This is a genomic window from Micromonospora sp. C28SCA-DRY-2 (assembly GCF_030519475.1).
Lineage (GTDB): Bacteria > Actinomycetota > Actinomycetes > Mycobacteriales > Micromonosporaceae > Micromonospora.
The window spans coordinates 1,251,612-1,273,049 of the sequence record NZ_JAUMKD010000001.1; the positions used below are offsets into that span (position 1 = coordinate 1,251,612).

At 73.0% G+C, this 21,438-nt stretch carries 22 protein-coding genes; 7 read left to right on the top strand and 15 right to left on the bottom strand.

Annotation, left to right across the window (positions count from 1 at the left end):
- Positions 1–83 precede the first annotated feature (83 nt).
- Positions 84–782 (top strand): TetR/AcrR family transcriptional regulator, encoded by a 699-nt coding sequence (locus Q3W71_RS05770; RefSeq protein ID WP_302918222.1) that lies wholly within the window; start codon positions 84–86, stop codon positions 780–782.
- Here the strand turns inward: Q3W71_RS05770 and Q3W71_RS05775 are convergent.
- The 7 genes from Q3W71_RS05775 to Q3W71_RS05805 all read right to left on the bottom strand — a co-directional run bounded on the left by Q3W71_RS05775 (position 757) and on the right by Q3W71_RS05805 (position 7,204).
- Positions 757–1,743, bottom strand: a complete 987-nt coding sequence (locus Q3W71_RS05775) for a hypothetical protein (protein WP_302918223.1) — start codon at positions 1,741–1,743, stop codon at positions 757–759. The two genes, Q3W71_RS05770 and Q3W71_RS05775, sit on opposite strands and share 26 nt — an antisense overlap.
- Before the next feature lie 66 nt (positions 1,744–1,809).
- On the bottom strand, positions 1,810–2,778 hold the full coding sequence (locus Q3W71_RS05780; protein ID WP_302918224.1) for an NAD(P)/FAD-dependent oxidoreductase: 969 nt from the start codon (positions 2,776–2,778) through the stop codon (positions 1,810–1,812).
- Between the two features lie 115 nt (positions 2,779–2,893).
- Positions 2,894–3,547: a rhomboid family intramembrane serine protease gene (locus Q3W71_RS05785; RefSeq protein WP_302918225.1), complete on the bottom strand. Its 654-nt coding sequence runs from the start codon at positions 3,545–3,547 to the stop codon at positions 2,894–2,896.
- Between the two features lie 158 nt (positions 3,548–3,705).
- Positions 3,706–4,392: a lytic transglycosylase domain-containing protein gene (locus Q3W71_RS05790; RefSeq protein WP_302918226.1), complete on the bottom strand. Its 687-nt coding sequence runs from the start codon at positions 4,390–4,392 to the stop codon at positions 3,706–3,708.
- A gap of 279 nt (positions 4,393–4,671) precedes the next feature.
- Positions 4,672–6,087 carry a PhoH family protein gene (locus Q3W71_RS05795; RefSeq protein ID WP_302918227.1) on the bottom strand — a complete coding sequence of 472 codons (1,416 nt, stop codon included), beginning with the start codon at positions 6,085–6,087 and terminating at the stop codon, positions 4,672–4,674.
- 408 nt (positions 6,088–6,495) lie between these two features.
- Positions 6,496–6,828 carry a hypothetical protein gene (locus Q3W71_RS05800; RefSeq protein ID WP_088996011.1) on the bottom strand — a complete coding sequence of 111 codons (333 nt, stop codon included), beginning with the start codon at positions 6,826–6,828 and terminating at the stop codon, positions 6,496–6,498.
- A 31-nt stretch (positions 6,829–6,859) separates the two neighbouring features.
- Entirely contained in the window at positions 6,860–7,204 is a 345-nt protein-coding gene (locus Q3W71_RS05805; protein WP_302918228.1) for a hypothetical protein, read from the bottom strand.
- 264 nt (positions 7,205–7,468) lie between these two features.
- On the opposite strand from Q3W71_RS05805, the gene Q3W71_RS05810 reads away from it, so the two are divergent.
- The 3 genes from Q3W71_RS05810 (at position 7,469) to otsB (ending at position 9,316) form a co-directional block, all read left to right on the top strand.
- Complete coding sequence (locus Q3W71_RS05810) at positions 7,469–7,909, top strand: helix-turn-helix transcriptional regulator (RefSeq protein ID WP_302918229.1); 441 nt, start codon at positions 7,469–7,471, stop codon at positions 7,907–7,909.
- Between the two features lie 162 nt (positions 7,910–8,071).
- A complete protein-coding gene (locus Q3W71_RS05815) occupies positions 8,072–8,425 on the top strand; it encodes a hypothetical protein (RefSeq protein WP_302918230.1) in 354 nt (117 codons plus the stop codon).
- 66 nt (positions 8,426–8,491) lie between these two features.
- Positions 8,492–9,316 (top strand): trehalose-phosphatase, encoded by an 825-nt coding sequence (gene otsB / locus Q3W71_RS05820; protein ID WP_302918231.1) that lies wholly within the window; start codon positions 8,492–8,494, stop codon positions 9,314–9,316.
- A gap of 39 nt (positions 9,317–9,355) precedes the next feature.
- On the opposite strand, the gene Q3W71_RS05825 is transcribed toward otsB, so the two are convergent.
- From Q3W71_RS05825 to Q3W71_RS05840, 4 genes are all read right to left on the bottom strand, one after another.
- Positions 9,356–10,126 (bottom strand): isoprenyl transferase, encoded by a 771-nt coding sequence (locus tag Q3W71_RS05825; protein ID WP_302918232.1) that lies wholly within the window; start codon positions 10,124–10,126, stop codon positions 9,356–9,358.
- Between the two features lie 31 nt (positions 10,127–10,157).
- Positions 10,158–11,300: a geranylgeranyl reductase family protein gene (locus tag Q3W71_RS05830; RefSeq protein ID WP_302918233.1), complete on the bottom strand. Its 1,143-nt coding sequence runs from the start codon at positions 11,298–11,300 to the stop codon at positions 10,158–10,160.
- A 789-nt stretch (positions 11,301–12,089) separates the two neighbouring features.
- Positions 12,090–12,947 carry a hypothetical protein gene (locus tag Q3W71_RS05835; protein WP_302918234.1) on the bottom strand — a complete coding sequence of 286 codons (858 nt, stop codon included), beginning with the start codon at positions 12,945–12,947 and terminating at the stop codon, positions 12,090–12,092.
- A gap of 37 nt (positions 12,948–12,984) precedes the next feature.
- Positions 12,985–14,829, bottom strand: coding sequence for a phosphoenolpyruvate carboxykinase (GTP) (locus tag Q3W71_RS05840; RefSeq protein WP_302918235.1), 1,845 nt, complete (start codon positions 14,827–14,829; stop codon positions 12,985–12,987).
- Positions 14,830–15,203: 374 nt separating this feature from the next.
- Between Q3W71_RS05840 and Q3W71_RS05845 the strand changes: the two genes are divergently transcribed.
- Complete coding sequence (locus Q3W71_RS05845) at positions 15,204–15,806, top strand: GtrA family protein (protein ID WP_368050263.1); 603 nt, start codon at positions 15,204–15,206, stop codon at positions 15,804–15,806.
- Positions 15,807–15,869: 63 nt separating this feature from the next.
- Positions 15,870–16,595, top strand: a complete 726-nt coding sequence (locus Q3W71_RS05850) for a GtrA family protein (protein WP_302918237.1) — start codon at positions 15,870–15,872, stop codon at positions 16,593–16,595.
- Positions 16,596–16,656: 61 nt separating this feature from the next.
- On the opposite strand, the gene Q3W71_RS05855 is transcribed toward Q3W71_RS05850, so the two are convergent.
- Both Q3W71_RS05855 and Q3W71_RS05860 read right to left on the bottom strand, forming a co-directional pair.
- Positions 16,657–17,229 (bottom strand): PH domain-containing protein, encoded by a 573-nt coding sequence (locus tag Q3W71_RS05855; RefSeq protein ID WP_302918238.1) that lies wholly within the window; start codon positions 17,227–17,229, stop codon positions 16,657–16,659.
- Positions 17,230–17,399: 170 nt separating this feature from the next.
- Entirely contained in the window at positions 17,400–18,275 is an 876-nt protein-coding gene (locus tag Q3W71_RS05860) for a biotin--[acetyl-CoA-carboxylase] ligase (protein ID WP_302918239.1), read from the bottom strand.
- A gap of 105 nt (positions 18,276–18,380) precedes the next feature.
- On the opposite strand from Q3W71_RS05860, the gene Q3W71_RS05865 reads away from it, so the two are divergent.
- Positions 18,381–19,964: an acyl-CoA carboxylase subunit beta gene (locus tag Q3W71_RS05865; protein ID WP_302918240.1), complete on the top strand. Its 1,584-nt coding sequence runs from the start codon at positions 18,381–18,383 to the stop codon at positions 19,962–19,964.
- Between the two features lie 61 nt (positions 19,965–20,025).
- Here the strand turns inward: Q3W71_RS05865 and Q3W71_RS05870 are convergent, their stop codons facing one another.
- Both Q3W71_RS05870 and Q3W71_RS05875 read right to left on the bottom strand, forming a co-directional pair.
- The gene (locus Q3W71_RS05870) at positions 20,026–20,928 is read right to left on the bottom strand and encodes a hypothetical protein (RefSeq protein ID WP_302918241.1); all 903 of its coding nucleotides are present in this window, start codon (positions 20,926–20,928) and stop codon (positions 20,026–20,028) included.
- Entirely contained in the window at positions 20,921–21,421 is a 501-nt protein-coding gene (locus Q3W71_RS05875; protein WP_302918242.1) for a SigE family RNA polymerase sigma factor, read from the bottom strand. The genes Q3W71_RS05870 and Q3W71_RS05875 overlap by 8 nt, the downstream gene beginning before the upstream one ends.
- Between the last annotated feature and the right edge of the window lie 17 nt (positions 21,422–21,438).

Genomic DNA, 21,438 nt, shown 5'->3' on the forward strand with positions numbered 1-21,438 from the left:
CCAGCATGCCCCCGCCGGCCGGGCCGCGTCAAGAGCAGTGCTCTCGATTTTGATACGCGCTCTCTCCATGGCAGGGTGAACGCATGTCCGCGTCCTCGATCCGCGCCCGGGTCCGCGCCGAGATGATCGACGAGATCAAGGCGGTGGCCCGGCGGCACCTGGCCACCGACGGCGCCAACCTCTCCCTGCGGGCGGTGGCCCGTGACATGGGCATGGTCTCGTCGGCGATCTACCGCTACTTCCCCAGTCGGGACGAGCTGCTCACCGCGCTGATCATCGAGGCGTACGACGCGCTGGGCAGCGCGGTGGAGGCCGCGGACGCCGACCGCGACCGCGCCGACCTGCGCGGGCGCTGGCACGCGGTCTGCCGCGCGGCCCGCGGCTGGGGGCTCGCCCATCCCGCCGAGTACGCGCTGCTCTACGGCAGCCCGGTGCCCGGCTACGCCGCCCCGGACGCCACCATCGGGCCGGCCCAGCGGCCGCCGCTGACCCTGATCGGCATCCTGCGCGACGGGTTCGCCGCCGGCCGGATTGAGCCGCCGCCGGCCACCGAGCCGGCCGGGCCGCTCCGCGCCGACCTGGCGGAGCTGGCCGCGCAGCTCGGTGGCGGCCTGCCCGAGGCGCTGCTGGCCCGCGGCATGGCCGGCTGGACCCAGCTCTTCGGGCTGATCAGCTTCGAGCTGTTCGGCCGGATCAACCGCGCGCTCCCGCACCGGGACCACTACTTCGACCACCAGATCGCGCTGATGGCCGACCTCATCGGCCTCCCGCGTCCGGCTTGACCCGGCCGCCGTCCGGCACACCGGGCGCGGGGCCGGCGGGGCGCGGTGCAGGCCAGGGCGGGTCAGGATCATCCGGGCTGCCGGCGCCGACCAACCGTGCCGCCCGCCATCCCAGCACCAGTCCCGGCCCGGCGGCCAGCACCGCCAGCAACACCGCCACCCGGGCGTACGCCGGCCGGCCGTAGAGCCATCCCGTCAACGGCAGCGCGGCCAGGGCCACGGCGACGGCGCCGGCCAGCAGCACCTCCAGGCTCCACCGGCCGGGTGCGCCCCGGCTCCAGAGCGGTACCAGCGCGAACAGCATCCCGGCCAGTAGCGCCACGAGGAGGGCGAGCAACGCCGCGATCGCGGTGACGGACTGGTCCAGCCACACCGCGGCCAGCAGGGTCGCGGCGATGGCGCCGAGCGAGGCCAGGCAGACGGGCAGCCACGGACCGTATCCGGCGCGACGCCCGGCCCGCGCGGCGGACAGGAGGAGCACCGCGACGCCCAGGGTGAGCCCGAACATCGCGGCCCGGAGCGGATCCCCGCCCCGGTCGGCGGGAGTGCTCCGGCCGAGCGTCGGAGGGCGTCCGTCGAACGGATGCCCGCTCACCTGCGCGCCGACGAAGCCGACCCGCTGCCAGGTCCCGTCGGGGCCACGGAGGGCCGACGCGCCGGCGGCGACGTACCCGCTGGACTTGACAGCGGTGAAGCTGGCGGCGACGAGACCGAGCCCGGCCACGGCGGCGGTTCGGGCCGGCAGTCGCGGCGCCAGCAGGGTGAGCAGCACCGCGACCAGCGGCGGCGCGAGGACCAGTCCGGCGACGTCGCTGAGCTTCCCGGTCAGCAGGCCCGGGAAGGCCGGCTTGAGCAGGTGGTCGTTGACCACGAGGAGGACCAGGGCGGCGACCGTCGTCGGATGGCCCAGCCAGGCCAGGGTCGCCGGCGCGCCGTCACGCTGCGGGTTCGGGTCGCTCATCGGCCCACGGTCGCAGCAACGGATCTCGATCCGGCCACGACCGGGCCAGCATCCGGTACCGCTGCGTCAGGTGCCGTCGGAGGAGTGCCCGGGGAAGAGGTGGGCGCTCGGGTCGATGGCCACCGCCGCGTTGTTCACCGCGGTGGCGGCCTCCCCGAAGCCGGTCGCGATCAGCCGCACCTTGCCCGGGTACTCGGTGATGTCGCCGGCCGCGAAGATCCGGGGCAGGTTGGTCGCCATCGCGCTGTCGACCACGATGTGCCGGCGGTCCAGCCGCAGTCCCCACTCGGCGAGCGGCCCGAGGTCGGCGGTGAAGCCGAGCGCCGCGATCACGGTGTCCACCGGCAGGGTCTCGGCGGCGCCGCCGCGTACGGTGATCTCGGCGCCGGTCACCGAGCCGTCGCCGTGCAGCCGGGTCACCTCGGCGTTGACCACCACCCGCACCGGCATGGCCAGCACCCGGGCGACAGTGGCGGCGTGCGCCCGGAACTTCTCCCGCCGGTGCACCAGGGTCACCGACCGGGCCAGCGGCTGGAGGGTGGCCGCCCAGTCGAACGCCGAGTCGCCGCCGCCGACGATCAGCACGTCCCGGTCGGCCAGCTCGGCCGGCTGCGGGACGAAGTAGACGATCCCGGCGCCGACGAAGTGCTCGGCGACCGGCAGCGGGCGGGGCGTGAAGCTGCCCAGCCCGCCGGTGATGATGACCGCGCCGCAGCTCACCTGCTCGCCACCGGCCAGCCCGAGCACCGGGCGCTCGCCGGCGTAGCCGAGCTTCTCGGCCCGGGCGCCGAGCAGGTAGAGCGGGTCGAACGGGGCGGCCTGGGCGACCAGGTTCGCCACCAGGTCGCGCCCCTTGATCGACGGGAAGCCGGCCACGTCGTGGATCAGCTTCTCCGGGTACATGGCGGTGATCTGCCCGCCGGGCTCGGGCAGTGCGTCGACCACCGCGACGGACAGCCCGCGGAACCCGGCGTAGTACGCCGCGAACAGCCCGGCCGGGCCGGCCCCGATCACCGCGACATCGACCTCGCGCATGGGCGTACCGTCGCTTTCCGCTCACGGATCTACGCGTGCTGATCCCGACGGTAGGGCCGGCGGCGGGCCCGGGCAAGCACGTCCCACCGCGCCGCGGGCGACGCCGGTGGCCTGGTCAGGGCAGGGTGAGCGAGGACTCGGAGTGGTAGGGGCCGCCGAGGTCGGGGCGGCGGCGCCGGAAGACGATCGCGGCCACCACCCCGCCGAGCAGCCCGAACAGGTGCCCCTGCCAGGAGATCCGGTCGTCGGTGGGCAGGATGCCGACCAGCTGCCAGCCGTAGAGGAGGCCGACCAGCAGGACGACAGCGAAGTTCCACCAGCTCCGCTCGACGATGCCCCGGGTGAGCAGGATGCCCAGGTAGCCGAAGATGACCCCGCTGGCGCCCACCACCACCGAGTTGGACGAGCCGGTGAACCACACCCCGAGCCCGCTGACCAGCACGATCACCAGGGTGGACCAGAGGAACCGGCGGGCGCCCGCGGCCAGCACGAAGGTGCCGAGCAGGATCAGCGGGATGCTGTTGCTGTAGAGGTGGTCGAAGCCGTGGTGCAGGAACGGCGAGAAGAAGACCCCGTCCAGCCCGTCGATGCGCTGCGGGATGATCCCGGCGGCGGCGTCCAACCCGAAGGCCAGGCCCTGGTCGGCGGCCTCGACGAGGAACAGGAACGGCACCACGGCGCACATGGCGACGAAGGCCCGGCCGAGCGCGGCGTAGAACGCCTCGGTGCCGAACCGGTGCGGGTCGCCGCTTCCGGGGAGCAGGGTCACCCTCCAATGGCTATCAGCAATCGCCGGCCGCCGCCACTCAGGGCCCGGATCGGCGATCCGCGACGGCGGCGGGGCGGGTGGCACGCCACCCGCCCCGCCGGCCGTTCCGGACATCGCGGCGCGGGGTCAGGCCCGCCGCGCCGGAATGGTCGCCGCGATCAGTACCAGCCCACGTCCTGGGAGTGGGCCCACGCCTTGCAGGGCGTGCCGTAACGGCCCTCGATGTAACCGAGGCCCCACTTGATCTGGGTGGCCGGGTTGGTCTGCCAGTCGTCGGCGACCGAACCCATCTTGCTGCCCGGCAGCGCCTGCGGGATGCCGTACGCCCCGGAGGAGGAGTTGCGGGCCTTGTGGTTCCAGCCGCTCTCCTTGTCCCAGAGCTTGTTCAGGCAGGGGAACTGGTCGATCGCGAAGCCCGCATCGAGCATCAGCGCGCACCCGACCTTCCGGTTGCCGCTGAACTCGGCGCAGGACGCCGGGATCGGCCCGTCGTACGGCTTGCTCTCGGCCGCCTTGCGCTCCGCCTCTTCCCGCGCCTTCTTCCGCGACGCCGCGGCGGCCTCGGCCTCGCGGGCCCGCCGGGCGGCCTCCTTGGCGGCCGCCTCCGCGCGCAGCTTGGCCTGGTACTCGGCGGCCCGCTGCTTGGCGGATTCCAGCTGGTGGGCGGCGTGCCGCTCGCGCTGGTAGTCGAACTCGGCCTGCTCGACCGCGACTGAAGCCTGCGCGGTCAGGCCCTGCTGCTGGGTCTCCCGGTCTTCGCCCAGGTAGAAACCGCCGGCAACGCCCACGGAGAGCAGCGCGACAGCGGCCGTGCGGGCGCCGAACCGGCTCCACAGCCGACTCACGAAGTGGTCCCTTCGTCGGGTGCAAGGACACGGCACGGAGGACGCCCTGGCCGGGCGGTCCACGCCGTGAGCGCCGGCGGCCCTGGGCCGGTGACGACCGGCTCGCCGGGCCGCACCGCCGGGGCCGTCCGCCGTGTGACGAACGATCACCAACGATCTTCCCGGTACCTGGGCGCTCGTGGGACACCATCGCGCACAGTGAGGCTGATGGGAAACCAAGAGCCTCAATTGTGACTTGCACCACTACGAAAATGCGGACAAACGCCCAGGAAACGGTCGTCAGGTCGGGATGTCCTCCAGCAGATCCGTCACCATCGCGGCGATCGGAGAACGCTCCGAACGGCTGAGCGTGACGTGGGCGAAGAGCGGATGGCCCTTCAGGGCCTCGATGACGGCGGTCACGCCGTCGTGCCGACCGACCCGGAGGTTGTCCCGCTGGGCGACGTCGTGGGTGAGCACCACCCGAGAGCCCTGGCCGATCCGGGACAGCACGGTCAGCAGCACCCCGCGCTCCAGCGACTGCGCCTCGTCCACGATGACGAAGGCGTCGTGCAGGCTGCGGCCCCGGATGTGGGTCAGCGGCAGCACCTCCAGCAGGCCGCGCGAGGTGACCTCCTCCAGCACGTTCTCGTGCACCACCGAGCCGAGGGTGTCGAAGACCGCCTGCGCCCAGGGCGACATCTTCTCCGACTCCGATCCGGGCAGGTAGCCCAGTTCCTGCCCGCCGACCGCGTACAGCGGCCGGAAGACGATCACCTTCCGGTGCCGGCGGCGTTCCATCACCGCCTCCAGTCCGGCGCAGAGCGCGAGCGCCGACTTGCCGGTGCCGGCCCGGCCACCCAGCGACACGATCCCGATCGACTCGTCCAGCAGCAGGTCGAGAGCGATCCGCTGCTCGGCCGAGCGGCCGTGCACGCCGAACGCCTCCCGGTCGCCGCGGACCAGCCGGACCGTCTTGTCGGGCAGCACCCGAGCGAGCGCGGAGCCCCGGGCCGACTGCAGCACCAGGCCGGTGTGGCAGGGCAGGCCGGCGGCGCCGTCCAGGTCGAGCGTCTCACCGGCGTAGAGGCGGCCGATCTCCTCCTCGGCCAGCTCCAGTTCGGACATCCCGGTCCAGGTCGGGTCGCTGGCCTGGCCGTGCCGGTACTCGTCGGCGCGCAGGCCGACCGAGGCGGCCTTGACCCGCAGCGGCATGTCCTTGCTGACCAGGGTGACCTCGCGCCCCTCGGCAGCCAGGTTCAGCGCCACGGAGAGGATCCGGGCGTCGTTGCTCTCGTTGCGGAAGCCGGGCGGCAGCACCCCGTCGTCGGTGTGGTTCAGCTCGACGCGCAGCGTGCCGCCGGCGTCGTTGGCGGGCACCGGCCGGTCCAGCCGGCCATGCCGCACCCGCAGCTCGTCCAGCATGCGCAGGGACTGCCGGGCGAACCAACCCAGCTCCGGGTGGTGCCGCTTGCCCTCCAGCTCCGAGATCACCACCAGCGGCAGCACCACCTCGTGCTCGGCGAAGCGGTGGAAGGCCGCCGGGTCGGAGAGCAGTACCGAGGTGTCCAGGACGAAGGCCTGGCCGCCTGGTCGGGGCTCCTCGGGATCGGCCGGCGCGGCGGCCGCCGTACGGCGGCTCCGGGTGGCGCGGCGGGTCGTGGCAGTCGCGGCCGGGGTCTGGTCGACACCGGCGGTCGTACGGCGAGTCGTCACAGGCCTGCTCCGGCGGATGGGCACCCGGCCACCCGCGTTCCGCCTCGTCCGGTGCCCGGGGACACGGGGTCGGATGCGGGCCCCGTGTGCGAGGTCGCAGGTCCGGGCTGGCCGGCTGGCCCGGGACAACCCCGTGCCATGCCTAGACGCTAGCCGCGCGCGACCGTCCCGGCTAGAGGGCGATCGTGGATCTCTGGTAACGCTCCCGTCAACGACGTGTGACCCCGGCTCGGAGCCGTTCTCGGGCGCGGCGGAACCGGCCGGGATGCATGCCCCCTGCGCGCATCCCGGCCGGCGGGGACCACCGTCACCGGTCTGACGTGGTCCCGACGGTGCGTGTCCGCCGCGGACGACGCACCGTGCCCTGGGTCCGGCCGGCGGGGCTCTCGGGTACCCCGTCGACCGGGCTCAGCCGGTCCGTCGGACGAGGGTGCCGGTCGGGTGCCGCCCGGTGACCGGGGCGGCCGGCGCCGAGAACGACGAGCCGGTGTACGTGGTGCCCGGACGGACCACCGTGGCGCTGACCCGGGTGGTCGGCGGCGGGGTGGACAGCGCGGAGGCGATGGCCGCCTGGGCGTCGCGGCGCCGGCGGTTCCAGGCGCCCCGGTCGCCGTCGAAGTAGCCCTGCCGGTAGCCGAACCGGTAGCCGATCCGGTAGCTGAGCTGACCGTGCAGCCGCCCGGCCGCATAGCTGGTCGAGCCGAGCAGGAGGACGAGGAAGACCGCGAGGAAGGGGCTCATCGGGCGGCTCCGGTCGGTCGGGGGTACCGGGTCATCGCTCCTCCGGCTCGACCGAGGTGGGGTCGACCACCAGGAGCCGGTCCAGGTCGTCCGTGCTGACCTCCTCGACCAGCTCGACACTGATCCGGCAGCCGTCGAGGACCACCTCGGCCACCGACGAACGGCGGATCTCGCCGCCGGCGTCGTAGACCCGGACGCTGAGTTCGGGGCAGCCGAGATGGGTGCGCCACGCGTTCCACTCGGCCCGGTCGGCGACGCTGAGGGAGAGGAACCGGCAGCCTCGGGCGAGATAGAGCCGCCACGGCGCGCTGAGGCCCGCGGCCACCCCGTCGGCGATCAGGGCGAATGCCTGGGCACGGGTAGCGAGCTCGGTCACCACACCCCCCTCGCGCCGGGGGCGTGACGCATGTGAGCACTGATCGTCTCAAGCACGTGACACACCGTAGGTTGTCTCATGAGCGTGACAGTATCAGCTTTTCGTCCGTTTACCCCCGCACCTACGGGCATCTATTCTGCCCGCGTGACACCCCTCGAAAAGCGCACTGGATCGTTAACGGGGAATCCGAAGATCCCGTCACGTCAGCGTGACAGGAGCGTGCCGGGGCGCCCGTCGACGACGAACTGGCCGTACCGTCGCGACGTGACCGAGACGGCCAACGCACGGAAGATCGCCTTCGCCACCTTCGTCCGCCGCGCGCTCGACGAGGCGCGCGCCACCCGGGCCTGGAGCGGCACCGAGGTCTCCCGACGCACCGGAGTCTCCCGACAGACCATCAACCGCTGGGTACGCGGCGACTGGGCCAGCGACCCCGAGGCGGAACGCGTGGTCGCCTTCTGCGAAGGGCTCGGCCTCGATCCGGCCACCGCGTTCGCCGCACTGGGCTGGGACCGGGCCGCCCGGCCGCGGAGCACCCCGACGCCCCCGCCGATGGACCCGGACGTCGAGGCGCTGCTGCGCCGGCTGGTCGACCCCAACGTTTCCGACGCGGAGAAGTTCCACATTCGAGAGACCATCCGTTACCTCGCATACCGCCCAACCCTGCCGGTCGATGTCCGAAAGCGAGGTAAACAAGCCGGCTAGTTCCTCAGATGGCGAAAGAACAGCAGGTCAGACTCATTCGTTTCGCTCCGGGGCCGGAACGGGCGCGCTAGCGTCCCTATTCGTACTGCTTGGGCTCGTCGTCGGCGGGGGGACGGGACAAGGCCGAACCCAGCCCTGCGGGACAGAAGGAGGGGTCTGTCCATGACCCTGAAATGGTTGGCAGTCGTAGTGGCCACCGTGTCGCTGACACTGTGCGCGACCGGGAACGCGGTGACCCTCGCGGTCGACGGCGGGCAGCTTCCCCTGCTCGTCAATCTCTTCGCGCTCACCACCGCCGGCACCGCGGTCGTCCTGGCCGTCGTCGCCGAGCTGCACGACCGGCTGAACGACCGGGTCAGCGCGCTCACCGAGTTCATGGTGGCGCGACTCAACGAGATTGAGGCCCACACCGGCGACCGCAACACCGGCTTCGTGGAGGGCTACCTGCTCAGCCACGGCCAGGACGCGGCGGTCGTGCCGTTCGGACGCCGGGGACGGGGAGCCGCCGAAGGCTGACCTCCCGCGCCAGGCCGCCTTTCCGGCCGAGGAATGACCCCTCGGAGCCGGGGTACGCTGTCGCGCGTGCCGCCGTTGAATCTGGGCAACCAGCAGCCGAGGACCCCGTTGGACGTCGACCAGGCGTGGCGGACGACCGCGCCCCGGGCGGCCGAGACCGTGCTCTTCTTCGACTTCGACGGCACCCTCGCCCCGGTGGGCGACGACCCGACCGCGGTGCGGCCGGCGCCGAAGGTGCTCGAGGCGATCGAGGCGCTCGCGCCGGCGGTCCGGCGGATCGCGATCGTCTCCGCCCGGCCGGTCGAGTTCCTCCGTGACCACTTCGGCGGGCTCACCGGCGTGGACCTGTACGGCCTCTACGGGCTGGAGCACAGCCACTCCGGTGGCGAGACGGTGACCGAGCCGGCCGCGCTGCCCTGGGTGCCGACCATGGCCGACCTGGCCGACCTGGCCCGGGCGGAGCTGCCGCCCGGCGCCCTGGTCGAGTACAAGCGGCTCTCCGTGGCGCTGCACTACCGCACCGCACCCCAGCTCGCCGCCGCCGTCGAGGAGTGGGGCCGGGCCCAGGCCGAGCGGCTCGGGCTGCGGATGCAGGCCGGCCGGATGGTGCTGGAGCTCAAGCCCCCGGTCGACCGGGACAAGGGGCTGGTGATCGGCGAGGTGATCCGGGACGCCGGAGCGGCCTGGTACTTCGGCGACGACGTCTCCGACATCAAGGCGTTCGCGGCGCTGCGCGCCCGGGTCGCCGCCGACCCGGCGTTCTACGGCGTCTGCGTCGCCGTGGCGAACCCGGAGACCGGCGACGAGGTGGCCTCAGCGGCCGACCTCACCATCGACTCCCCCGCCGCCCTGGGCGACTTCCTCACCCAGGCCGCCCACCACCTCCGCTGACCACGCCGCGCCGCCGGCGCCCCGAGTGCAGCCCGGCGGTCAGGCGCCGTAGCGGCGCTGGCGGTTGGCGTACGAGCGCAGGGCGCGGAGGAAGTCGATGTGCCGGAAGTCGGGCCAGTTGAGTTCGCAGAAGTAGAACTCGGAGTGCGCCGACTGCCAGAGCATGAAGTCGGAGAGGCGCTGCTCGCCGCTGGTGCGGATGACCAGGTCGGGGTCGGGCTGGCCGCGGGTGTAGAGGTGCTCGGCGATGTGCTCGACGTCCAGCACCTCGGCCAGCTCCTCGATGGTGCCGCCGGCGGCGGCGTGCTCCAGCAGCAGCGAGCGCACCGCGTCGGTGATCTCCCGCCGGCCGCCGTAGCCGACCGCGATGTTGACCTCGGCTCCGCCGCTGCGCTCCCGGGTGCGTTCCTCGGCCGCCTTGAGCGAGGCGGCGGTCTGCGCCGGGAGCACGTCGAGCGCGCCGACCATGCGCAGCCGCCAGGGGTTGCCCTCTTCGGCCAGCTCGACGACCAGGCGCTCGATGATCTCAAGCAGCGGGTCCAGCTCGCTGGCCGGCCGGCGCAGGTTGTCGGTGGCGAGCAGATAGAGCGTGACGTGCGCGATGCCGGCCTGGTCACACCAGCCCAGCACGTGCTTGATCTTGGCGGCGCCGACCCGGTGCCCGTCGTTCGGGTCGACGAAGCCCATCTCCTTGGCCCACCGACGGTTGCCGTCGCACATCACGCCGACGTGCCGGGGCACCGGCTTGCCCGCGAGCTTCGCCGTCAGCCGGCGCTCGTACACGGAGTAGAGAAGGTTCCGCAGCGTCATCACCTTGCAGCGTAGCGACCTGCCGGGCCGATCACGGCCCCGGAGCCCGTTCCCACGCCGACAGACCGATGCCGATCATGCCCAGCGTCCGCGCGTCCAGCCGGCCGTCGCCCAGCCCCAGCTCGACGATGGCCCGGTAGGTCCGGTCGTCGCGGCGAGCCGCGCGGACCGCCGCGTCGACCACCCGCCGCCGCCGGGCCAGCCAGGCCGCGACCGAACTGTGCCGCAGGTGGGTGCCGAGGCGGCGGCGCAGCGCGGCGGCGTACCGGCGGCCGGCCTGCTCGGGCGCGCCGGCCGCCGCCGCGCCGGCCAGCGCGCCGGAGAGCAGGGCGTAGAAGATCCCCTCGCCGGTGAACGGGTTGATCAGCGAGAGCGCGTCGCCGGCGAGCACCACCCGGCCCCGGCCGGGCGGCGGGCGGTGGGTGGACAGCGGCAGGTGGTGGGCGCGCAGGTCACCGACCGTGGCCGGGTCCGTCCCGGGCAGCAGCGCGCCGAGCCGGTCGAGCAGGTGGGCGCGGGTCAGCGGCTCGCCGCGCAACACCTCCCCGTACCCGACGTTCGCCCGGCCGTCGCCGATCGGGAACGACCAGGCGTACGCCGGCCAGCGCGGCGCCGAGGTGACGATGAGCTGCTCGGGCGGGCCGGGCAGCGCCGGGGCGTACCCCCGGATGGCCAGCGCCAGGTGCCGGTCGGGGTTCACCGGGTGGCCCAGCGCCCGCCGCACCACCGACCCGGCGCCGTCCGCCCCCACCACGGCCCGCGCGGACAGTTCGCCGTCGAGCACCACCCGGTCGGCGCGGACCTCGACCCGGCGCACCGCGTGGCGGCGCAGCCGCGCGCCGGCCGTCACCGCCGCCGCCACCAGCCGGGCGTCGAAGACCGCCCGGGGCACCGTGTACGCGGGCCGGGGCAGCGCCCGGGCCACCGCGCCGCCGCCCGGGCCGATCAGCCGCAACGCCGGCAGCGGCGGGTACCCGGCGACCGCGTCGGGCACCCCGAGTTCGGCGAGCACGTCCAGCGCGTGCGCGGCGACGCCGTCCCCGCACGCCTTGTCCCGCGGGAAGTCGGCCCGGTCCAGCAGCAGCACCCGCGCGCCTCGGCGGCGGGCCGCCAGGGCGGCGGCCGACCCGGCCGGGCCGGCCCCGACCACCACCACGTCGAACTCGTCGCTCACCGCGTCGCCTCCCTCCGGCCCGCGGCTCGGCTACGCCCGGGCCCTGTGCGCTGCGTGCACGTCACCCGGCGTCCCCCACACCGGCGGCTCCCACCGGCCATCCTGCCCCGCGCACGCTCACGATCGCCGATACCGCACCGGGCCCTGTCCCTCGTTTTCGCTGATCGGGCCGGCCCTCACCCGGCCGCTGTCGACCTTCCCGTCGCACGGCCGCACGGGCTTCCGCCGAGGCGGTCGAAACGGTCAGTCCGCAGGGCGGTCCACGGCGACCGGCCGTCCCCCCCGCAAACGCAGCAATCCCCGCCCGGTCGCAGCTCTCCACTACCACACCACGCGACGGCTACCAACCCACGCGACGGCTACCGCACCACGCGGCGGCGACCTGGTCTCCCCGTGGTGGCTGGCGGGGCTGGACCCGGCCCGCTGGCAGGTCTCTACCCCTCCCCCCAGACGCTTCAGAGCTGCCCCGTCTGTGGGGGCATGCGGGGGTGAGTGCGAACGGAAGGATCCGGTCGCCAGCCGGCGGACCGGTCGCCAGCCCAGAGGACCGGGCCCCAGCAGGAGGACCGGGCCCCAGCCCAGAGGACCGGTAGCCAGCCACTGGTCCCATGGACGGGGCAGCTCTGAAGCGCACCGACCGCACTCGTGTGCTCCCGCCTGGCGGTGGTGGCCCGGGCGTCGCACCGCCGGGTCAGCGCCCACCGGTCGGGACCGGCCGGCACCCGTCCCGTCGCATTCAAGCCGAGGCGGTGCGCTCGGCGCGAGTGGCCCGCCACAGGCCGTGGGAGGTCAGGCCGGGGCGGCGCGCTCGGCGCGAGTGGCGCGCCACAGGCCGTAGAAGGTCAGGGCGGCCGCGGCGACCAGCGGGCCGCCGTCGCGGACCAGGCCGTCCACGCCGAGCAGCCACCAGCACAGGGGCAGGTCGACGGCGAGCACGACGAGGGTGACCACCACCAGCAGGCTGCGGGCCCACCGCTTGCCGCGCATCAGGAAGGCGGTGCAGAGCAGCACCGCGTAGCTGGTAGCGATGCCGGCGCCGAACCAGAGCAGCACCGCCGGCGCGGCGATCAGCCGGCCGTCCAGGATCGCGGCGGCGGCCACCAGCGCCGGGACCAGCATCAGCGGGCTGTAGGTGAACGCGGCCACGCGGCTGGTCAGCAGCCAGCCGCTGACCTGCGGGCGGCGGGGCGGGGTCTCCCGCCAGGAGATTCCCGACCGGTCGATGACCAGCCGGGGCCGGTGCCGCACCAGGTGCCCGGCCAGCGCCGGCGAGCGGTAGAGCAGCCAGACCACGGCGGCGCAGAGCGCGCTGAGCACGGCGAAGCCGACCAGGCCCGGCAGCGGCGGCACCCCCTGCCGGGGCACGATCAGCCGGCCGACCGCGAAGACCGTGGTCACCGCGAGGATCAGCCCGAACGGGCGGGCCACCGTCCGGCCGCGCCGGACGTGCCCGATCAGCAGCAGGAAACCCAGCGAGCGCAGCATCGCCCAGCCGGTCCGGGCGGCCAGCCCGAAGCCCTGCTCCGGGGCGTACCACCAGTTGAGCAGCTCGACCGCGACGGTGGCCGCCGCGGTCAGCGCGAGCAGCGCGGTCAGCGCCCGGACGGCGGACGGCCGCCGGACCTCGGTCTCGGCGGCCGTCCTCATGGGATCCGATGGTGCCCGGTACGGGCAACCGTCACACCTACCTGCGCGGCTGCTCGGCGTCCAGCCGGGCGCGCAGCGCGTCCAGCTCGGCCCAGAGCACACCGGGCAGCTTGTCGCCGAACTTCTCGAACCACTCGGTGACCAGCGGCAGCTCGTTGCGCCACTCCTCCGGGTCCACCTTGAGCGCGATCCGGACGTCCTCCGGGGTCATGTCCAGGCCCTCGACGTCGAGCGCGTCCGGCGCCGGCACCATGCCGATCGGGGTCTCCACCGCCTCGGCGCGCCCCTCGATCCGCTCGATGATCCACTTGAGCACCCGGGAGTTCTCGCCGAAGCCGGGCCAGAGGAAGTTGCCCTCCGGGTCCTTGCGGAACCAGTTGACGTAGTAGATCTTCGGCAGCTTGGACTCGTCGCCGTCGGCGCCCTTGCCCATCTCGATCCAGTGCCGGAAGTAGTCACCGGCGTGGTAGCCGATGAACGGCAGCATCGCCATCGGGTCGCGCCGGACCACGCCGACCGCGCCGGAGGCGGCGGCGGTGGTCTCCGAGGAGAGCGTGGCGCCCATGTAGACACCGTGCACCCAGTCGCGCGCCTCGGTCACCAGCGGGACGGTGTCCCGGCGGCGGCCACCGAAGAGGATCGCGTCGATCGGCACGCCGTTCGGGTCGTAGTAGTCCTCGGCGAGGATCGGGCACTGCGTGATCGGGGTGCAGAACCGGCTGTTCGCGTGCGAGGAGAGGCTGTCGCTCTCCGGCGTCCAGTCGTTGCCCTTCCAGTCGATCAGGTGTGCCGGCGGCTCGCCCATGCCCTCCCACCAGATGTCCCCGTCGTCGGTCAGGGCCACGTTGGTGAAGATGGAGTTGCCGCGGTCCAGCGTCCGCATCGCGTTGGCGTTGGTCTTCCAGTCGGTGCCCGGCGCGACGCCGAAGAGGCCGTACTCGGGGTTGATCGCGTAGAGGCGGCCGTCCGGGCCGAACCGCATCCAGGCGATGTCGTCACCGATCGTCTCGACCTTCCAGCCCGGGATGGTCGGCTCCAGCATGGCGAGGTTGGTCTTGCCGCAGGCCGACGGGAAGGCGCCGGCGATGTGGTAGACCCGGCCCTCCGGCGAGGTGATCTTCAGGATCAGCATGTGCTCGGCGAGCCAGCCCTCGTCCCGCCCCATCACGCTGGCGATCCGCAGCGAGTAGCACTTCTTGCCGAGCAGCGAGTTGCCGCCGTAGCCGGAGCCGAAGGACCAGATCTCCCGGGTCTCCGGGAAGTGCGAGATGTACTTGGTCTCGTTGCACGGCCACGCCACGTCCTGCTGGCCCGGGGCGAGCGGGGCGCCGATGGAGTGCAGCGCGTGGACGAAGTCCGCGTCGTCGCCCATCGCCTCCAGGATCTTCGACCCCATCCGGGTCATGATGCGCATCGAGGCGACCACGTACGGGCTGTCGGTGATCTCCACGCCGAACATGGGGTTCTCGGCCTCGACCGGACCCATGCAGAACGGGATGACGTACATCGTGCGGCCGCGCATCGACCCGCGGTAGAGCTCCGTCATCGTCCGCTTCATCTCGGCCGGCGCCATCCAGTTGTTGGTGGGGCCGGCGTCCGCCTCGTCGACGGAGCAGATGAAGGTGCGCTCCTCGACCCGGGCGACGTCCGTCGGGTCGGTGCGCGCGTAGAACGAGTTGGGCTTCTTCTCCGGGTTGAGCCGGATCAGGGTGCCAGCCTCGACCAGTTCATCGGTGAGCCGACGCCATTCCTCGTCGGAACCGTCCACCCAGACCACCCGGTCGGGGGTGGTCAGTTCGGCGACCTCACGGACCCAGGCGAGAAGTTTGGGGTGGGACGTCGGGGCCTGATCGATACCCCGAACGGTAGCCGGAGCAACCATGACACATCTCCTTGTGGTCGACGCTGACCGGTGTATGGGATGCACGAGTCTCGGCGGCGCGATGCGTCGCCTTCGTGGAAACCTGGGATTGGGCTCAGCGTAAACCGGTGGACCTCGCCAGTCAGTGGTACTGGTTGTGAAGAACTGCACAAGGTACGGTCACGCTGCGGCATCACGAGCTAATACCCGCTTTCGCGCGCAGTTTCACGCAAATCCTGTCGCGCACCCTCGACCGACGGCGGATCGGTGACCCGCCGGGGCGTCGCGGTACGACCCGGCTCACGCCGGCTGGTTACCCGCGAATCGACGCCGGATTCCCCTCCCGACGGTTACGCTCCGTTCATCGACATCGCACCCGCCGAGGCGGCTCGCCGTTGCTACCCGTACCGGGTGACGGCAGCCGGTACGCTCGCTCCGTGGCCGCGACGATGACCGGGGAGCCGAGCTCCCGGCAGGAGCCGAGCTCCCGGGGGAACCGCCCGGGTCTCGTCCGCTCGCTGCTCGACCGGTTCGGTCATCTCGTCCGGGAGATGAGCAAGTTCGCCACGGTGGGCGGGATCGCCTTCCTCATCGACTTCGCGCTCTTCAACTACCTGACCGGCGTACGCGACGTCGAGCCGGTCATCGGGAAGACCATCTCGACGGTCATCGCGGCCACTGTCGCCTTCCTGGGCAACCGGTTCTGGACGTGGCGGCACCGCAGGGGGGCCAACCCGGCCCGCGAGTACGCACTGTTCTTCTTCTTCAACGGGGTGGGCCTGGGCATCGCGGTCGCCTGCCTCGCGGTGAGCCGTTACGGGCTCGGCAGCATCTGGCCGGAGGTGTTCCAGACCCCGCTGGCGGACAACATCGCCAGCTTCATCGTGGGCACCGGCCTCGGCACGCTGTTCCGATTCTGGTCGTACCGACGGTTCGTCTTCGTGGAAGCGGGAACTCCGGCCGTTCCGGAAGTGACGCACGACCGACCCGGGGCGTGACCTGCCGCCCACCTCGTCCGGCCGGCCCCTGCCGGCCCCGTCCACTGGCCTAAGGTGTTCCGCATGCGTCTTGTCCGTCTGCTGCCCGAGCGCTGGCAGAAGTTCATCCACGAGGCGCTCAAATTCGGCATCGTCGGCGGCATCAACACCGTCATCAATTACGCGGTGTTCAATGCGCTGGCACTCACCGTTTTTGTCGACGGTCAACTCAAGGCCACGGTCATCGCCACCGTGGTGGCGACGATCACGTCGTATCTGATGAACCGGCACTGGACGTACCGCGACCGTCCGAAATCGGCCCTACGGCGCGAATACGCCCTGTTCTTCCTGTTCAATGCGACCGGCCTGCTCATCGAGTTGGGCGTGCTCGCCCTGGCCAAGTACGGCCTCGGCGTGACCAGCCTGCTCGCGTTGAACGTGGCCAAGACCGGCGGCGTGCTGCTGGCCACGCTGTTCCGGTTCTGGTCGTACCGCACCTTCGTCTTCCAGCCGGCCCCGGCGCCGGCCGAGCAGACCTGGCACAGCATCCCGCGCGACGAGTGGGACACCATGGCCGAGATGGACCCGGTGGCCGAGCTGGCCGAGTCGATCTCCGAGCTGGAGGAGGTCCAGCCGCCACCGGCCGGCGGGAGACGCGCACCGGCCGCCGAACCGGCGCCCGGCCCGGGCGCCCCGGTGCAGGGCCGCCCGGTGCCGCTCGACGCCGGCGTCGGCGCCCTGGACCGCGAGCTCGAGGCCGAACTCGCCGCCGAACTCCAGGCCACCTCCCGCCGCACGCCACGCCGCTGACCCGAAGCCGCCGCGCGCCCACCGGCCCGGGAGCCGGGGGCGAGCGGAGATCAGGCGGGTGTCAGGTGGTGGGATCGCGCAGCGGCTTGCCCTCGTTGAGGTCGGCGAGGATGTCGCGCATTTCAGCGTCGCCGAGCGAGTGCTTGTCGTGGTGCGCCTCGACCAGCTCGTAGAGCTTGGTCTGGACCTGGCCCACCCGGGGCACGTCGTGGAGCACGGACTGGCCGCGCTCGCCGGCCGACTCGATGGTCAGCGTGCCGCAGCCGAGCAGCCGCTCGACGAAGCGCTGGTTCATCGCGTGGTCGTTGATCCGGGTGAGCGGGATGTCGCGGCGGTCCCGGGAGAGCACCCCCTGCTGGAGCAGCACCCGCTCGTTGGTGAACAGGTAGTGCGTGGTGCGCCAGACCAGGAACGGCCAGAGCGCCAGCCAGAGCGCCGCCACCAGGGCCAGCACCCCGATCACGGCGAGCGCGATCGACCCACCCCCGCCGGACGGCAGCAGGACCACACCGGCCACCACCGCGCCGACGGCGAGCACCAGCACCGCAACCGGCCGGATCAGGGCCTTCCAGTGCGGGTGCAGATGCAGCACGACGTGCTCGTCCTCGGTGAGCACGTCTTCGGGGAACGCCACGGGAACCTCCTCGCAGGAACAGTCGCGCTGACCGTAACCGCTCGACCCGCGCCCGGACATCAGCCGCGCGGGCGGCACGTCCCGCCACGCGCGATCGTGCACTCGCCGGCCCTCGCTCGGGCTTTCATCCCCCTCGCCCGGGGCGTCACGCACCATCGCGGGCAGTGGGGTCACCGCAGGTGGAGGACGTCGCCGGCGGCCAGGTGGCGCTCACCAGTCGCGGTGCGGAGGAGGAGTTGGCCGTCCGGGTCGACGCCGGTGGCCAGGCCGGTCACGTCCGTCCCGTCCGGCAGCAGCACCTTCACCTCCTTGCCGACCGTGACGCAGGCGGCCAGGTACGCGTCACGCAGCCCGCTGGCCACCGCGTCGCCACCGGCGGTGCGCCAGCGGTCGTACCAGTCGGCGACCGCGCGCAGCAGGGCCCGCAGCAGCGGATCCCGGTCGGTCGCCGCCGCGCCCGCCAGCTGGAGCGAGGTGGCGGGCAGCCCGGTCGGGTTCGCCGGCAGCTCGTCGGCGCGCAGCGTGACGTTCAGCCCGACGCCGAGCACGATCGCGGGCGGCTCACCGGCCCGGGACGCCGGCACCGCCTCGGCGAGGATCCCGGCGCACTTCGCGTCGCCGACCAGCAGGTCGTTCGGCCACTTCAGGCCGGCGTCCAGCTCCGCCAGCAGGGCCACCGCCTCGACCAGCGCCACCCCGGCCAGCAGCGGCAGCCAGCCGTACCCGGTCGAGGGCGCCGCCGGCCAGCCGCGCTCGGGGACGGCCTCGCCGGGCCGGAGCAGCACGCTGGTCGCGATGCCGGCGCGCGGCGGCGACTGCCAGACCCGGCCCCGGCGGCCACGCCCGGCGGTCTGCCGCTCGGCGACCACGACCAGGCCCTCCGGCTCGCCGGCCTGCGCCGCCTGCGCCGCGTCGGCGTTGGTCGAGCCGGTCTCGGCCCGCAGCTCCAGCCGGTTCCACGGCCCGTACGGGGCGACCAGCGCCCGCCGCAGCCGCGCCGCCGACAGCGGCGGGCGGTCCAGATCGGTGTACGGCGAGCCCGGCATTCCGCCAGCCTACGGCCCGCCCGTCGGCGGCTCGCCGGGTCGCCCCGACGAAGCTGAGGCGAACTGCACAGCGGCGACGACCTGAACCATCGTTATATTCCCTGGGTGACTACCGAGACCGGGATCAACATCCACAGCACCGCGGGCAAGCTGGCGGACCTGGAGCGCCGGGTCGACGAGGCGGTGCACGCCGGATCGGCGCGCGCCGTGGAGAAGCAGCACGCGCGGGGCAAGAAGACCGCCCGCGAGCGGATCGAGCTGCTGCTCGACGAGGGCTCGTTCGTCGAGCTGGACGAGCTGGCCCGGCACCGGTCCACCAACTTCGGGCTGGAGAGGACGCGCCCGTACGGCGACGGCGTCATCACCGGCTACGGCACCATCGACGGCCGGCAGGTGTGCGTCTTCGCCCAGGACTTCACGGTCTTCGGCGGCTCCCTCGGCGAGGTCTTCGGCGAGAAGATCGTCAAGGTGATGGACCTGGCCATGAAGATCGGCTGCCCGGTCATCGGCATCAACGACTCCGGCGGCGCCCGGATCCAGGAGGGCGTCGCCTCGCTCGGCCTCTACGGCGAGATCTTCTTCCGCAACGTGCGGGCCAGCGGCGTCATCCCGCAGATCTCCCTGATCATGGGCCCGTGCGCGGGCGGCGCTGTCTACTCCCCGGCGGTCACCGACTTCACAGTGATGGTCGACCAGACCTCGCACATGTTCATCACCGGCCCGGACGTCATCAAGACGGTCACCGGCGAGGACGTGGCGATGGAGGACCTGGGCGGCGCCCGGACGCACAACACCCGCAGCGGCAACGCGCACTACCTCGCCACCGACGAGGAGGACGCGATCGAGTACGTCAAGGCGCTGCTGTCGTACCTGCCGTCGAACAACCTGGACGAGCCGGTGGTCTACCCCGTGGACGTCGACCTCGACGTCACGGACTCCGACCGGGAACTGGACACCCTGATCCCGGACTCGGCGAACCAGCCGTACGACATGCACCGGGTCATCGAGCACGTCCTCGACGACGGCGAGTTCCTGGAGGTCCAGCCGCTCTACGCGCAGAACCTCGTGATCGGCTACGGCCGGGTCGAGGGACGGCCGGTCGGTGTGGTGGCCAACCAGCCGATGCACTTCGCCGGCACGCTGGACATCGCCGCCAGCGAGAAGGCCGCCCGCTTCGTGCGCACCTGCGACGCGTTCAACATCCCGGTGCTGACCTTCGTCGACGTGCCCGGCTTCCTGCCCGGCACCGGCCAGGAGTGGGACGGCATCATCCGCCGCGGGGCCAAGCTCATCTACGCGTACGCCGAGGCCACCGTCCCGAAGGTCACCGTCATCACCCGCAAGGCGTACGGCGGGGCGTACGACGTGATGGGCTCCAAGCACCTCGGCGCGGACCTGAACTTCGCCTGGCCGACCGCGCAGATCGCGGTGATGGGCGCGCAGGGCGCGGTGAACATCCTCTACCGGCAGGAACTGGCCGCCGCCGAGGACCCGGCCGCGGTCCGCGCCGAGAAGATCGCCGAGTACGAGGACACCCTGGCCAACCCGTACATCGCCGCCGAGCGCGGCTACGTCGACTCGGTGATCCCGCCGCACGAGACCCGCGCCCAGATCGTCCGCGCCCTGCGGGTCCTGCGGACCAAGCGGGAGACCCTGCCGCCCAAGAAGCACGGCAACATCCCGCTCTGAGCACCGTCCCGCCGCGCGGCTTCCGGAGTTGCCCGGCGGCCGCGCGGATCGTCGCCGGCGGTCAGCAGGCGGGGTTGGCGGCCACGCACATCCGGCGCGCCGCGGTCCGGCCCAGCGCCTCCAGTTCGGCGTGGCTGAGGCCGCGGTCGGGGCGGTTGCCATCGACCGTGTCCGCCACGGTGTCCGGGCCGGTCGCCACCACGGTGACCAGGTCGCCGACGCGCACCACCATGGTGACCTCGACCGGCGGGGTCTCGGCCATCGGCTTGCCGGCCGGGCGGGTGCGCGGCGCCAGCGGCACGTGGCGCACCATCACCGACTCTTCGCCGGCGAAGCCGCTGACCGGCGCCTCCCACCGGTGGGTCTGCACGGTCGGCACGACCCGGCCGTTCAGCACGGCGGAACCGTCGAACTCCCACTCCGCGCAGGCGTGCAGCAGCAGCTTGACCAGGCCGAAGACCGCCAGGCTCTGGCCCGGCTCGACCCGGTAGACGTCCTGGGTGAGCAGCGGGCGCTGGCGCTTGGCGTCGGCCGCCGCCGGCAGCAGGGTCTGCGACCGCGAGTAGCGGGAGGTGGGGGCGGTCGACGGGACGCCGCGCTCGCGCCCGCAGGACTCCAGCATCGGGTCGAGGCGCACCGGCTCCCGCAGGCCGGCCTCACCGAGTCGGGTGCCGGTCTTCAGCGGCACGTCCCCCGGGTCGAGCAGGGCCTCCTGCGGGATCTCGGCCCGCCCGGCGGTCGCCGGCGGCACGGGGGCGGCGGCGACCAGGGGCTCCGGCGACACCGACCGCCCGGCCGCCACGTACGCGGAGCCCGACATCACGGCGAGCACGGCGGTCGCCGCCAGCACCGCGGTGCGGCGGCTGCGCCGGCGGGCCCGGGCCCGGATCTCGGCCGGCTCCGGCCAGTCGACCTCCCGCAGCGCGCGGTTCAGCCGTTCGACGACCGTCACGTCCTCACGCATCGGCGGCCTCCTCCAGGTCAACGACGGCGAGCAGCCCGGCGAGCGCGGCCCGCCCCCGGGAGAGTCGGGCCTTGACCGTGCCGACCGGGGCGGCCGTCTCCCGGGCCACCTCGGCGACCGGCATCCCGAGCAGGTAGTAGAGCGCGATCGCGGTGCGCTGCTCCTCGGGCAGCCGGCGCAGCGCGGCGACCACCTCGACGGTGTCGGTGTCCGGCCCGGGGACGCTCTCGGTGGCGCCGTGCCGCAGGTAGGCCCGCGCCCGGCTGCGCAGGCTGCGCCACCGGCTCACCGCGATCCGGGACGCCACCACCCGCACCCACGCCTCCGGTTCGTCGTACCGGCTCACCGTCGACCAGCGCTGCCAGGCCCGGATGTACGCCTCCTGGACCGCGTCCTGGGCCTCGGCGAAGTCGCCGGTGAGCACGTAGACGAAGCCGAGCAGCCGTTGCCGGCTGCCGCGGTAGAACTCGTCGAACTCGTCGACGTCCGACACCTGGTTACCTCCCCCGT